This window comes from Halomonas organivorans, assembly GCF_014192055.1.
GTDB lineage: Bacteria > Pseudomonadota > Gammaproteobacteria > Pseudomonadales > Halomonadaceae > Halomonas > Halomonas organivorans.
Genome location: NZ_JACHXM010000024.1, coordinates 1 through 13579 on the forward strand (window position 1 = coordinate 1; position 13579 = coordinate 13579).

The following is a 13579-nucleotide window of genomic DNA, read 5'->3' on the forward strand; positions in this document are numbered from 1 at the left end:
GCTTCCAGCTTCCAGCTTCCAGCTTCCAGCTTCCAGCTTCCAGCTTCCAGCTTCCAGCTTCCAGCTTCCAGCTTCCAGCTTCCAGCTTCCAGCTTCTAACTAAGATTCCATGATCCACATAAACGGCCTCTACAAGCGCTACCACAACCACCACGGCAGCGACTGGGTGCTCAGGGACGTCAACCTGACGATTCCCCGCAACGTCAGCGTGGGCCTGCTGGGGCGCAACGGTGCCGGTAAATCGACCCTGCTGCGGCTGATAGCCGGTATGGATAGCCCCGAACGGGGCACGATCGAGCGCGGCTGCCGCGTCTCCTGGCCCATCGGGCTGGCCGGGGGCTTCCAGGGATCGATGACCGGCCGGCAGAACGTCAAGTTCGTGGCTCGGGTGCACGGTGGGCGCGGCAATGTGCAGGGAGTGATCGACAGGGTCCAGGAATTCTCCGAACTGGATGATGCCTTCGATGAGCCGATCAAGACCTACTCCAGCGGCATGCGGGCCCGTCTCAACTTCGGGCTTTCCCTGGCGTTCGACTTTGACGTCTACCTCTCGGATGAGGCAACGGCGGTCGGTGACCGGGCGTTCAAGGAAAAGGCCAAGAAGGCCTTCAAGGACAAGGTTGGGCAGGCCAGCCTGATCATGGTCTCTCATACCGAGGGCATTCTGAAGGAGCTGTGCCAGGCGGGGGTCTATCTCAAGGAGGGGCAGGCCATCTGGTACGACGACATCGAGGACGCCATCGCCGCCTACCACGATGACACCGATACCTCCCAGGCGCGCCGCCAGCCAACGCCGACGAACCTGCCGGAAGCCCAGCAGTATCTGCGCCTGTGCAAGCAGGAATTCGACGACGCCAAGGCCGCCTTCGAGCAGGCCAAGGCCGATAACCTGATTCCACGCGAGCGCAAGGTCTTCGGTGACGCCCTTGGCGCCGCCCGCGAACGGTTACATGACGCTCGCCGGCATGTTCAAGCCATGCAGTCTTCGGAAGACGACTGATTCGATCCGATAGCAAACTCTAACGTGATCACCACCAGCGGCGTGCAACCTGCCCGTCATCGATGGTGGTCGTCCTTGCAGCTTATAGCTTACGGCTTACAGCTTATCTCATGAAACAACTTCTGAAACAGCAGCCTCACTGGGCTCTCGCCATCGTGGCGATTCTACTCGTCAGCTTCTACTGGTCAGTCTGGGCGCAAGATCGCTACGTCTCTCGCGCCACCGTCGTACTGGAAAGTCCCCAGATCGCCGCCCCGGAGATGGATTTCTCCTCGGTGATCTCGTTGGGCGGCAGCGGCGATAGCGATCTTCTGCTGCTGCGCGAATACCTGCTCTCGGTGGACATGCTCAAGCAAGTGCAGCAGCAGCTCGATTTCCGCAGCCACTACAGCACCCATGGCGACCTCTTCGCGCGGCTGTGGGATGCCGATGCCCCCATCGAGGAGCTGCATGACTATTACCTCAAGCGCGTCACCGTCGAAATGGACGAGTACGCCGGCGTGCTGAATATCGAGGTACAGGCATACACCCCGGAATTCGCGCATCGCATGACCGAGCTGCTGCTCAAGGCCGGCGAGGCGCATATGAACGATATGGGCCAGCGTCTGGCAGACGAGCAGGTACAGTTCCTCGAGCGCCAGTTGGGTCGCCTGAGCGACCGGCTGGATGATGCGCGCGCAGACCTGCTGGCCTTCCAGAACCGCGAAGGGCTGGTTTCGCCCACGCAGACCGTGGAGAGCATCAACCAGGTGGTGGCGTCGCTGGAAGGCAAGCTGGCGGAGCTTCAGGCCCAGCGACAGGCCATTTCCAGCTACCAGAGCAGTCGGTCGGCCGACATGCAGCGCATACAGAGCGAAATCGACGCCATGCGCGAGCAGATCCAGCAGCAGCGCGATCGCCTGGCCCAGGCCACGGGAGAATCGCTGAATCGTATTTCCTCCGAATACCAGACGCTGGAGCTCAAGGCCCAGTTTGCCCAGGAAACCTATTCCAGTGCCTTGTCGGCCCTGGAAAACACTCGTCTCGAAGCCGCGCGCAAGCTCAAGCAGGTAAGCGTGCTGCAAAGCCCCCTGATGCCGGAATACTCAACCAAGCCGGACCGTCTCTACAACGCCACGGTGTTTGCGCTGGTGACTATCTTCCTGGCGTTTATCTTGAATATGTTGCTGCTGATCATTCGCGATCATCGTGATTGAGTGTTGTCGCATCGTAGAGCTTTCGGTGATGAGCCAAAGCCTGATGCCTCTAGGCGGCGTATTTGTTAACTGATTTTTCTGGCATCACATAATGATGAATATCTCTACTAAAGCCTTGGGCGCGAAGCCTCTGGAAAAAGAGAACGCCATGCTGCTGGAGCAGTTGCAGTCGGTACAGCAAGAGCTGGAAAAGGAAGTGCAACGCCGTCAAGAGCAGCAGGCCTGCCATGAATCGCTACGATCCGAGAAGGCGACTCTAGATAAGCAGTTGGAACATTTGAAAAGTTCTCTAAAACAGCAGAGTGACCAGCGAGAGCGTTTGGAACAGGACGCTGCTCAAAGCTTCCAGCTTAATCAAGAGTTGTCCGAAGAGAATGAGCTGTTAGTCAAGCAACTTCATATCGTTCAGGAAGAGTTGGAACGACATGTGGTACAGGGAGAGCAACGTGATAGCGAGCATTCTCAGCTCAGTAGTCAGCATTCTGAGCTGAGCAGCAAGCATCTACTGTTACAGAGACGTCTGGTGAAACTTAGCGAGACGAGCGAGCGCCGTGCCAGAGATTTGCAGGTGGTGCGTGATCAGGTGGCCAGTCTGAAAGAGCAGCAGCAAGAGGAAAAATGTCAGCACGTACTGGCCTTGTTCGCTGCTCATCAACAACGAGTACGTGGACAAATAAAGCGAGAAAGCCGCCTCTTTAAACGAGAAAAGAAAGTCGTACACGACTCGGGGTTCTTCCATCACGATTGGTATCTAGAGCAGAATCCAGACGTGGTCGAAGCTGGTATTGAACCCGTTGAACACTATCTGAAGACGGGTGCCGTAGAAGGGCGAGACCCCGGACCGGAGTTCGATACCGTATGGTACCTTCTCAACTATCCAGATGTCGTCAAGAGTGGCGTTAATCCTTTGCTGCATTACATTCACTACGGCTATCAGGAAGGGCGTTCACCACATTCTGGTAGGCCAGCCTTGCCTGCACCAGCAACGGGTAGGTAATCCAGCTCCAGGAATGACTAAGCACTTCAATGGCTTCTATCACATATAACGTATGTCGCATTGAATAGCCGAATGAGTATCAATATGGATATTGTCAAGAAAGCGACAAGCGCTTTTCAGAAAGGTGATTACCGAACGGCAAGAGAGCTGTATCAACAGGCGGCCGATCGTTACGGTCATCACCTCTTTTCTGCCAATCTAACACTATGTGAGCGTGCCCTGAAAAATGGGCGCCCCACCAGCACTGGTTCGACCAAACCAGTAATTTTATCAGCATTGGAATCGCAAGAAAGGCACGCTGTTAAGGATAGCAATATTGCCGAACAACTAGCGGAAACGCAGAGTCTCCTGGAGCATTATTTCTTGCGCTGCCAGGAGCTTGAGTACCAGCTTGTCGATCGTTGAAACCAGGAAAGGTGGCTCGGTGCTGCCAAGGAAAGACCACGTGAAAGTCCTTACCGTTTTCGGTACTCGCCCAGAAGCCATCAAGATGGCACCTCTTGCTTTGCAGTTGGCAGCCGATGAGCGTTTTGACGCCCGCGTCTGCGTGACGGCACAGCATCGTGAAATGCTCGATCAGGTGCTAAGCCTCTTTGAGCTCAAGCCTGAGTACGATCTCGATCTGATGAAGCCTGGCCAGGATCTCAACGATGTCACCACCGGCATCCTGCAGGGCATGAAAGACGTTCTGAACGATTTTCGGCCGGATATCGTGCTCGTGCATGGTGATACTGCCACTACCTTCTCAACCACACTAGCCTGCTATTACCAGCAAATTCCCGTTGGGCATGTAGAGGCTGGCTTGCGTACCGGCAATCTCTATTCGCCGTGGCCGGAGGAGGGCAATCGCAAGCTAACCGGGGCTCTCGCCAAGCTGCATTTCGCACCGACCGATACCTCACGCCATAACTTGCTGGAGGAAGGTATTGATCCTGCCACGGTGCACGTGACGGGAAACACCGTTATCGACTCACTGCTCGACGTGGTGGCGAAGTTGGAAAACGACGGCCAACTGGCCGCCGATCAGCGGAAGCGCTTCCCGATGCTGGAGGACAACAAGCGACTGATCCTGGTCACCGGTCACCGTCGTGAAAGCTTCGGCGGCGGCTTCGAGAATATCTGCCAGGCTTTAGCCGATACCGCTCAAGAAAATCCCGATGTGCAAATTCTCTATCCAGTGCATCTCAATCCCAACGTCAGCGAACCCGTTAACCGACTGCTGGGCAATATCGACAACGTGCACCTAATGGAACCCCAGGACTACCTGCCGTTCGTCTACCTGATGAATCGTGCCGATATCATCCTCACTGATTCCGGCGGCATTCAGGAGGAAGCTCCCTCGCTGGGTAAGCCGGTATTGGTCATGCGTGATACCACCGAGCGCCCCGAGGCCGTGAGTGCGGGTACGGTAAAACTCGTAGGTACTGATGTCGGTGCCATCACCGGTGAACTCCGCCGTCTGCTGACCGACCAAACGGCTTATAACGCGATGAGCTTTGCCCATAATCCGTATGGTGATGGAAAGGCATGCCAGCGTATTCGTGATGCCTTGGCGGCAGTATAGACGCCGAAAACGATGGCCTGTGGCTGATGATACTCAACGCATGAAGTGATGATAAAAAGATAACGACTCATGCGTAGCCACCGACTGCTCCCCTTTGACGATTCAACGCTCACTTATATTGCCTAACGGGACATAAAATGGACTTCAATACTATCTCCATGATCGGGCTTGGCTACATTGGCCTGCCGACTGCTGCCGTCTTCGCTTCACGTCGCAAGAAGGTGATTGGCGTGGATATCGACCAGATGGCCGTCGACACCATCAACAAGGGTGAGATCCATATCGTCGAGCCTGAACTGGATATGGTCGTGCATGCCGCCGTGAAAGAGGGCTACCTGCGGGCGACCACTATCCCGGAAGCCGCGGACGCTTTCATGGTGGCGGTGCCGACGCCCTTCCACACCGATGAAAATGGCCAAAACCACAAGGCCGACCTGCGCTACATCAAGGCCGCCAGCGAAGCGCTGGCCAAGGTGCTGAAGCCGGGTAACCTGGTTGTGCTGGAGTCCACCAGCCCTGTGGGCGCTACCGAGCAGATGGCCGAGTGGCTGGCAGCGGCCCGCCCGGATCTAACCTTTCCGCAGACCCATGGCGAAGCCTCGGATATCCGCATTGCCCACTGTCCCGAGCGAGTGCTGCCGGGCCACGTGGTTCGCGAGCTGGTGGAAAATGATCGGGTGATCGGTGGCATGACGCCCAAGTGCGCGGAAGCCGCATGCGAGCTTTACAAGATCGTGGTGCAAGGCGAGTGCATTGCCACTACCGCGCGTACGGCCGAGATGGCCAAGCTCACCGAGAACAGCTTTCGCGATGTGAATATCGCCTTTGCCAACGAGCTCTCGACCATCTGCCACGAGCTGGATATCAACGTCTGGGAGCTGATCTCGCTGGCCAATCGCCACCCCAGGGTAAATATCCTTACCCCAGGAGCAGGCGTGGGCGGCCACTGCATTGCCGTGGATCCCTGGTTCATCGTTGATGCTTGCCCGGAACAGGCGCAGCTCATTCGCACCGCCCGAGAAGTCAACGACGGCAAGCCAGAGTGGGTGTTGTCGCGCGTTACCGAAGCACTAGAGAGCCTGCATCGGGAGAATCCGAGTGTCACGCGGCGTGACCTCACGGTGGCGTGTCTTGGCGTCGCCTTCAAGCCAGATATCGATGATCTGCGCGAAAGCCCTGCTCTTGGCATTACCCAGAAGGTCGTCGAGCTCGGGTGCCGCGTGCAGGTGGTCGAGCCCAATATCGGCCAGTTGCCCGAGGCAATTCAGCGAGACAACGTTGAACTCGCGACCTTGGAACAGGCCCTCTCCCAAGCGGATGTCGTCTGTGTACTCGTCAAGCACAAGCCTTTCATCAAGGAAGCCGAGGCGGTAAAGGCCAAGAGCCACGTCATCGATGCTGTCGGTTTGCTGGGGTAAGCCCGCGATAGGCTGAAAGAGACCCGTAAGCGTCTTCGCTTGGCGTTATCGCTCGCCGAGCGAAGTCGCCTCAGCAGCCAAGACGACTACATAGCATGGCCGGCATCGGATCGGCCTGACGACTTTGACAGATGCATCAGGAATTCCATGGACGCACTGCTCCAACACGCCACTGAACTTGCCGACCAACCCAGCACGCCCCTGTTTGCGCCCATTCAGGGGCGTGTTGCGTATGTGGTCAGCCATGGCCAGAGCTATGCCAGCAATGGCTACGCCATACGCACCCAGGGTATCGCCCAGGCGCTCAATGCACACGGTCTTGAAACGCTTTGCTTCGTGCGCCCCGGTCGACCGTGGGAGCTGGGCGCCAGGCGAGATCGGATCGCCCCGGAAGTGGTGGTGAAGGGGGTACGCTATATTCATAGCCGCTGGCCACAGGCTCAGGTTCCAGATGACGAGCTCGAGCATCTGAAAGCCAGTGTGTCCCGCTATCTGGAACTGTTCCGCGTGTATCGTCCATCGGCGGTACTGGCAGCCTCAAACTATATCGTGGGCCTGCCGGCCTGGATCGCGGCCAAGCGTTTGGGCCTGCCGTTCTACAACGAAGTGCGTGGCTTCTGGGAGCTTTCCCGCGATGCCCGTGAGCCAGGGTATGCCAATACGCCTGCCTTCAAGCTCGAAGCCGAGCGCGACACCTTCGTGGCCAAGCAGGCGCGCAGGCTCTTTACCCTTAACCAGCCCATGCAACACGAGCTGGCCGGGCGCGGGGTGGAACCCAGCCGCATCGAGATCGTGCCCAACGGTGTGACGGAGCAGCCAGAACCAAAACCGGCTGATCCGGTGCTCAAGGCGCGACTTGGTATTGCTGAAGCCGACACGGTGTTGGGCTACGTGGGAAGCTTCAACGCCTACGAAGGCCTGAACACCTTGGTAGAAGCCTGTGCCGAGCTGGTCAAGCAGGGGGAGCGCATCAAGCTGCTGCTGGTAGGCGATGACCAGCCCATCACCGAGGCAACTGGCAAGCTGCATCTGGAAAATCATCCATGGCTGATTCAAGCGGGACGTGTGCCGCATGAGAAAGTCGAGGACTATTACGCACTGATCGACACCATCGTGATTCCGCGCAAGAAGCTGCCGGTATGTGATTTGGTGCCGCCGATGAAGGCTGCCGAAGCTTTGGCCTATGGCAAGCGGCTATTGGTATCCGACGTGGTACCCCTGGCGGAGTACGCTAACAAGTATGAGGGCGTGGTGAGTTTCGAGGCCGGCAGTGCCGAGAGCCTGGCCCGGGCACTTCAGAGGTCAATGAAGTTGCCTGTATCGAAGCCTAGTACCGAGCTGCTGTTCTCCAAGCATACCGAACAGATGGTGCGGGCGCTGAAGGGGGAGAAGAATGCGCCGGTGCAGAAGGCTGCGGTTGATGCGCAAGCCGAACCGGCGGCAGCTGAGTTACAAACCACGGCGGCGAAGCGAGCCGCACTGGCACAGCCTCAGTCTCGTCTCGGCACGCTCAGCCGCCCGGAAACCGTCGAGCTCCCCCAAAAAGACCCGCTTTGGCACCGCGTACCGGTCAAGGCCGGGCAATCACTGATCATTGAGGCCGCGTCCGAGTATCACAACGTCAAGGGCGCCCAGAACCGCAAGGCGGTGTTGCTGATCAACGCCTTCGACGCCGATGGTAAGGCGGTGGATAAGCCCTGCGGCAAGATGGCCAAGTCCGGCCATCTCAAGGCCTACTTCAAGTACCTGCCTTGCACCCAGAACCAGATCCAGGAGCTGCACAGCTTTACCGTGCCGGAAGGTGTCAGCGAGATCCACGTGGGCGTGTGCGGTTTCAACAAGGCCGACGATGAACAGGTCATGCTGCGAGAACTGAGCATGAAGCCCAGGCCGGACAAGTCTCAGCCTACCCAGTTCGTGCCGCCCAGCGCCCAGGCCGCCGAGATCAGCATTCTGGGCTGGCCGGAGCAGCCGCCCAACGGTAAGCCATATGTGATTGGCATCATGGACGAGTTCACCACCGGCTGTTTCGAGCAAGATGTCAACCTGATCCAGCCCCGCCCGGATAACTGGTACGCCCTTGCCGAGAAATACCGGCCAGAGTTCTTCTTTATCGAAAGTGCCTGGAAGGGTAACTACGGTAGCTGGCAGTACCGGGTGGCGGACTATGCCAACAAGCCTGGTCAGGAAGTCGCGCATATTTGCCAGTACGCTCGGGAAAAAGGCATTCCCACGCTGTTCTGGAACAAGGAAGACCCGGTGCATCATCAGAAATTCATGTGCAGCGCCAAGCTGGTGGACCATATCTTCACCACTGACGCCAACATGAAGGACTCATACCAGGCCAAGACCGGTAACCCTAACGTCAACGCCTTGCCCTTCGCCGCTCAGCCGGCTCTGCACAAGCCGGCACCGCTGGCGGGCCGCAAGCCCCGCGCCTGCTTCGCCGGCAGCTGGTACGGCAACCGCCATGCCGAACGCGGCGAAGCCATGCGTTGGCTGTTGCAGGCGGCCAATCGGCAAGGCCTGGATATCTATGATCGCAATCACGGCACCGGCATCTTCCCCTTTCCCGAGGAATACCAGGCCGGCATCAAGGGCAGCCTGCCCTACAAGGCTCTCTGCGACGAATACAGCCGCTACCGGGTATTCCTCAACGTCAACTCGGTGACCGATTCACCCACCATGTTCTCGCGCCGGGTGTTCGAGCTGATGGCCTGTGGCACCCCTGTGGTCAGCACCTACGCCAAGGGTATCGAGAACCTGTTCGAGAGCGATGCCGTTTGGCTGGTGAATAGCCAGGAAGAAGCCAACGAGGCCCTGCATACCCTGATGCACGACGACGCAGAGTGGCGCCGGCGCAGTCTGGCCGGTATCCGCGAGGTGTTTGCCAAGCACACCTATGCCCATCGGCTGAACGACATCTTCGACCGTCTGGGCATCGAAACCCGCCTGCCCACCGACCCCGCCATTGGCCTGGTGGCCGAAGCCCATAACCAGGCCGAGCTGCAAGCCCTTGATCGGTTCGCCCGCCAGCAGAGCTATCGCGGCTTTCAATTGGGCATCGCCTGCGCGCCGGGTGTGGCGCAGCTGGCCGGTTCGCTCTCGGAGCACATCACCCTGCTGCAGCGGGGCGAGAAGGCCCCCTGGCTGAGCGAGCAGCAGACCGTTACCCCTATGGCCGGCTGGCTCAGCCCCCAGCACCACTACGGTGAGCAGTACCTGCGCGACCTGGTCAACGCCAGCCTCTATCAGCCCGAGGCTTGTGGCTGGGCCAAGGCGCTGGATCACGACCGTTTCGCCTATGGGAAAGAGGCGAGCCTGGGTGGGGGCCTATGGCGAACCGAAGAATTCCTCAAGCAACCCATCAAGGCCCACCCGGAGGCGCGTATCACCCGCGCCGATCTCTACCTTGCCGACAGCGACCAGTTCCAACTCGCCGGTGCGGCCCAGCAAGTGGTGGGAGGCTAACCATGACAAAGCGTGTTCTGATCTGCGGCAACCCCGATCTCAACTACATCGATGGCTCTTCGATCTGGGCGCAGACCATCGCGTTGGCCACCGCGGCAACGGGTAGCGCCCAGGTCGAATTCCTGGCCAGAAGCACTCCTGCCCGGGATGAGCTCTATGCCCCCCTGAAGGCCAATGCCAATGTCACCATTCTGGATGGCAGCGACCGTCAGTACTGGCAGGGCAGAGGCTTTGCCCGCATTACTCCGGCTATGATGGGCGAGCTGGCCATCCGCCTGGATCGCGAAACGCCCTATGACGTGATCATTGTGCGCGGCCTGGAGATTGCCACCCAGCTGCTGGAGGCGCCAGACGTGCTGGCCAAATGCTGGATGTATCTCACTGACATTCCTCAGGCGGTGGCCGAGTATACTCATGATCAACGCCTGGTCATGCAGCGCCTCGCACAGGGTTGCCAGCGGCTGCTCTGTCAGACCGAAGGTTTCCAGGCGCTTTGGCAAGCCCTGGTGCCGGACCTGGAAGCTGACAAGGTTCGGCTCTACACCCCGGTGATCCCGGACCTGCCTGACACCTTGCCGCCCATCGTCGAGCGCCCAAGGCGCGCCATCTACGCCGGCAAGTTCAAGGGCGACTGGATGACCCTGGAGATGGCCGAGGCTTGGCCCGCCATTCACCGCGAGCTGGTCGGTAGCGAGCTGGTGATGATCGGCGACAAGATTCACGGTGAGCCTGATCGTCCAGATTACAAATCTCGGATGCTTGATGTTCTAGGGCATACTTCGGGGCTGAGGTGGTTAGGGGCACAATCCCGCGAGGCCGTTCAGCAGCAGCTTCTACAGGCCCGCGTAGGGCTCTCCTGGCGGCATGAAGGCATGAACGATACCGTGGAGTATTCCACCAAGATCCTGGAGTACGGCGGGGCCGGCTGTGCCGCCATTCTCAATCGCAACCCGCTTCACGAGCAGCTTCTGGGCCACGACTACCCGCTATTTGCCAACAGCGATGCCGAATTCCGTCGTCAGCTGACACGCGCCCTCAATGAGCCCCAAATTGCCCAGCAGGCCGCCGACGCGTTAAGGCACCTGGCCGAGCGCCACACCTTCTCGACACGGGTGAGCGAGATGCGTCAGTGGCTGAAGGATGCCCCCAAGGCGCCCGTGACCAAGTCCAAGACAAAGGTGCTGGTTGCCGGGCACGATCTCAAGTTCTTTACCCTTCTGCAGAAGAAGCTGGAAGCCACCGGCCAGTTTGAATTCTTGGTAGATCAATGGCAGGGGCACAACAAGCACGACGAAGCCAGGAGTCATGCCCTGTTGGAGCAGGTGGACGTGATCTTCTGCGAATGGTGCCTTGGCAACCTCCAGTGGTACTCCCATAACAAGAAACCCCACCAGCGCTTGGTGGCACGGTTTCATGCTCAGGAAAGCCGCACGCCTTACATGGGTGAAGCCAACTGGGACAATATCGACCACATCAGTTTCGTCAGTGAGCATACTCGACGACAGGCGCTGGAGGTTTTCACAGGTTTCCCCCTCGACAAGACCTCGGTGATTCCCAACTATCTGGACGACACCAAGTTCACCCCCAAGAAGAAGACCGGCGATGCCCGCTTTACCTTGGGCATGGTAGGGGTCGCCCCCAAGAGCAAGCGCCTGGACCGCGCAGTGGACCTGCTGGAGACTTTGCTGGAAGAGGATAATCGCTATTCCTTGCGAGTAAAGGGTAAGCACCCACTAGATTACGAGTGGTTACTCAAGCGTGAAGACGAATTGGTCTATTATCACAACCTCTTTGAACGTATCAATAGTAATCCAAGGTTGCGGCACAAGGTCATTTTTGATCCGCCCGGAGATGATGTAAATGAATGGTTTACGATGATTGGTATAATCCTTTCCCCATCAGACCACGAATCCTTTCATATGGCGATAGGTGAAGGAATGCTAACAGGAGCTATGCCTGTCATCTGGGACTGGGAGGGTGCGGTTCAAGTTTGGGGGGAAGAAGCCGTTGTTAGTAATATAAGTCAGGCTAAATCAAATATTTTTACGTCCACAGGTCTGCAGAGTCGCAATTTTAAAAATATGGATGTGGTCGGAAGATTAACAGTTCTTTTGGGTGGAAAATGAAAAAAATAGTTCATGTTGGCCAAATGAAGTCAGGGGCCACATATTTGCAAAATGCTTGTAGTGTTAACAGGGAGGCTCTTTTTAGACAAGGGGTCTTTTATCCTGGCCCTAACTTCAATCATCAGCATGCTTGTTATGGAATATGTGGTAAAAACATACCGTGGGTAAGTAAGGTTAAGCCATTGTGGGAAAGCCTTGGGGATGAATTGATTAGGCAGCTTGATTCAAGTGATCGTTCATCTCTGATTTCCTGTGAAGCACTGTCCTGTTTGAATAAAAATGGTGTGGAAGATTTTGTCGAAACAATAGGCGGTGTTGATGAAGTTGTTGTGACAATAAGAAACTTTCATAGTGTGCTTCTATCTGCCTGGCAGCAAAGTGTTAAGGGGGGAGGGACTAGTTCGTTGCCAGAGTTTTTTGAAAGATTGAAGGCTACCAAAAAAGCTGGGGATGGTCTTTGGCGGAACTATGCATTTGGCACTACAGTAGAAAATTGGTCCTCTCATGCTAAAGTGACTGTTCTTGTTACGAGCGGCGATCAAGTTCTGGAAAACTTTTTTAAAATATTAGGTGTTGAAGGGGTTTGTTATAACAGCAAGGATGCTATGTCTGGGAATGTATCCTTGATGCGTGAAGATGTAGAGCTACTGAGGGGGGTTAATAGACTCAACTCTGGTATGAGCAAGGATGCAAGAGAAGCCTATGTTAGGTATTTGCTGGAAGAATACTTTTTCCCGGCGGCTAGCAAAGGTCTAGGTAGTAAAATTACCCTGCCTCGGGAATATGCAAGCTTAGTGGAAGCGTGGTGTGATGAAGAGATTGAAAAAACAAACAGTGCTCATGGCGTTAGAATTGTCGGTGATGTGAGTTCTATCTCAAGAATAGTTGAAGACAAGTTGGCTCAGGAGGGCGATAGTTGTCCTCATAATCTTTCTGGTCGGTTGGAATTTCATTTGGGAAGTTGCTAGTTTTTCGAGCTGGGCTGTGTTTTCAAAATATATGTTGATGTTTTCTTGATTTTTTGGCTAAGAAGGTGGTGAGATGGCAATTATAAGTTTTGAGAAAAAGTTTATTTTTCTGAAAACCAGAAAGGTTGCAGGAACGTCTGTTGAGGCTGTTCTTAGAAATTATGTAGGAGATGATGACATAGTTCCAGCAGTCACGCCCAGGGACGAGTTATATTCAGCAGCGAATGGCTGTTATTCAAAAAACTATCTGCTGGATCGTAGCAAAGAGAGTGTCTATACCGGCCTTGTCCTGGATGGTAGGTTTGAAGATGCGACCAAATTTCTGAGTTTAGAGAAGAAGCTGGCTTCAAGCCATATGACCTATGAAAGAATTGAGAAGATTTTAAGTAGTCGCGGTTTGGATATTGCGGATTTCTATACGTTCACAATTGATCGCCATCCTTATTCATGGGTTTTGTCAAATTGTCTTTATGATAATAAGAAATATAATGTGCATGGCGAGAAGTTGCTGGAAGTTGATGAGGGTCTTGTAAATGAAAAGGCTAGGAAGTTTTTGAGTCGTTCTGACGTTAGGTCGCTGATAAATTGGTCTATGTATACACGTGATGATGTTGTTATGGTAGATAGAGTGGCGAAGTATGAAAACATAAATCGTGATCTGGCTGAGATTCTTTCTGAAGTAGGATTGGGTGGCTCAAAAGTTGAGCTTCCAGATATGAAGAACAATGCTAGGCACTTTAATGCCTTCGAGATACTGGATGATGATGTTAAAGATCAGGTCTATGATATATTTAAGGGGGCTTTCAAGACGTTGGGGTACGAAAGGTGAGCAAGGCGGA

General features: G+C 55.8%; 10 protein-coding genes. All 10 read left to right on the forward strand.

Translation table 11 applies throughout. From position 1 onward, the window contains the following. Positions 1–109: 109 nt before the first annotated feature. Positions 110–1000, forward strand: coding sequence for an ABC transporter ATP-binding protein (locus FHR96_RS17270; RefSeq protein WP_183388974.1), 891 nt, complete (start codon positions 110–112; stop codon positions 998–1000). 110 nt (positions 1001–1110) lie between these two features. Next, on the forward strand, positions 1111–2196 hold the full coding sequence (locus FHR96_RS17275; protein WP_183389013.1) for a KpsE/RkpR family capsule polysaccharide export protein: 1086 nt from the start codon (positions 1111–1113) through the stop codon (positions 2194–2196). Positions 2197–2344: 148 nt separating this feature from the next. Next, a complete protein-coding gene (locus FHR96_RS17280; protein WP_183388975.1) occupies positions 2345–3193 on the forward strand; it encodes a hypothetical protein in 849 nt (282 codons plus the stop codon). 84 nt (positions 3194–3277) lie between these two features. Then, positions 3278–3598, forward strand: a complete 321-nt coding sequence (locus tag FHR96_RS17285; RefSeq protein WP_183388976.1) for a hypothetical protein — start codon at positions 3278–3280, stop codon at positions 3596–3598. A 40-nt stretch (positions 3599–3638) separates the two neighbouring features. Further along, on the forward strand, positions 3639–4757 hold the full coding sequence (gene wecB, locus FHR96_RS17290) for a non-hydrolyzing UDP-N-acetylglucosamine 2-epimerase (RefSeq protein WP_183388977.1): 1119 nt from the start codon (positions 3639–3641) through the stop codon (positions 4755–4757). A gap of 137 nt (positions 4758–4894) precedes the next feature. Then, positions 4895–6175, forward strand: a complete 1281-nt coding sequence (gene wecC / locus FHR96_RS17295) for a UDP-N-acetyl-D-mannosamine dehydrogenase (protein ID WP_183388978.1) — start codon at positions 4895–4897, stop codon at positions 6173–6175. A 147-nt stretch (positions 6176–6322) separates the two neighbouring features. Beyond that, complete coding sequence (locus FHR96_RS17300; protein ID WP_183388979.1) at positions 6323–9646, forward strand: glycosyltransferase family protein; 3324 nt, start codon at positions 6323–6325, stop codon at positions 9644–9646. A gap of 2 nt (positions 9647–9648) precedes the next feature. Continuing rightward, entirely contained in the window at positions 9649–11772 is a 2124-nt protein-coding gene (locus tag FHR96_RS17305) for a glycosyltransferase family protein (RefSeq protein WP_183388980.1), read from the forward strand. Continuing rightward, on the forward strand, positions 11769–12740 hold the full coding sequence (locus tag FHR96_RS17310) for a hypothetical protein (protein ID WP_183388981.1): 972 nt from the start codon (positions 11769–11771) through the stop codon (positions 12738–12740). Before FHR96_RS17305 ends, FHR96_RS17310 begins: the two co-directional genes overlap by 4 nt. Positions 12741–12813: 73 nt before the next feature. Continuing rightward, positions 12814–13569, forward strand: coding sequence for a hypothetical protein (locus FHR96_RS17315; RefSeq protein ID WP_183388982.1), 756 nt, complete (start codon positions 12814–12816; stop codon positions 13567–13569). Positions 13570–13579: the final 10 nt, after the last annotated feature.

Coding starts and splice junctions, on each gene's coding strand:
- FHR96_RS17275 (WP_183389013.1), top strand. CDS start 1,111: ATGAAACAACTTCTGAAACAGCAGCCTCACTGGGCTCTCGCCATCGTG.
- FHR96_RS17280 (WP_183388975.1), top strand. CDS start 2,345: ATGCTGCTGGAGCAGTTGCAGTCGGTACAGCAAGAGCTGGAAAAGGAA.
- FHR96_RS17270 (WP_183388974.1), top strand. CDS start 110: ATGATCCACATAAACGGCCTCTACAAGCGCTACCACAACCACCACGGC.
- FHR96_RS17305 (WP_183388980.1), top strand. CDS start 9,649: ATGACAAAGCGTGTTCTGATCTGCGGCAACCCCGATCTCAACTACATC.
- FHR96_RS17310 (WP_183388981.1), top strand. CDS start 11,769: ATGAAAAAAATAGTTCATGTTGGCCAAATGAAGTCAGGGGCCACATAT.
- FHR96_RS17300 (WP_183388979.1), top strand. CDS start 6,323: ATGGACGCACTGCTCCAACACGCCACTGAACTTGCCGACCAACCCAGC.
- FHR96_RS17285 (WP_183388976.1), top strand. CDS start 3,278: ATGGATATTGTCAAGAAAGCGACAAGCGCTTTTCAGAAAGGTGATTAC.
- wecC (WP_183388978.1), top strand. CDS start 4,895: ATGGACTTCAATACTATCTCCATGATCGGGCTTGGCTACATTGGCCTG.
- FHR96_RS17315 (WP_183388982.1), top strand. CDS start 12,814: ATGGCAATTATAAGTTTTGAGAAAAAGTTTATTTTTCTGAAAACCAGA.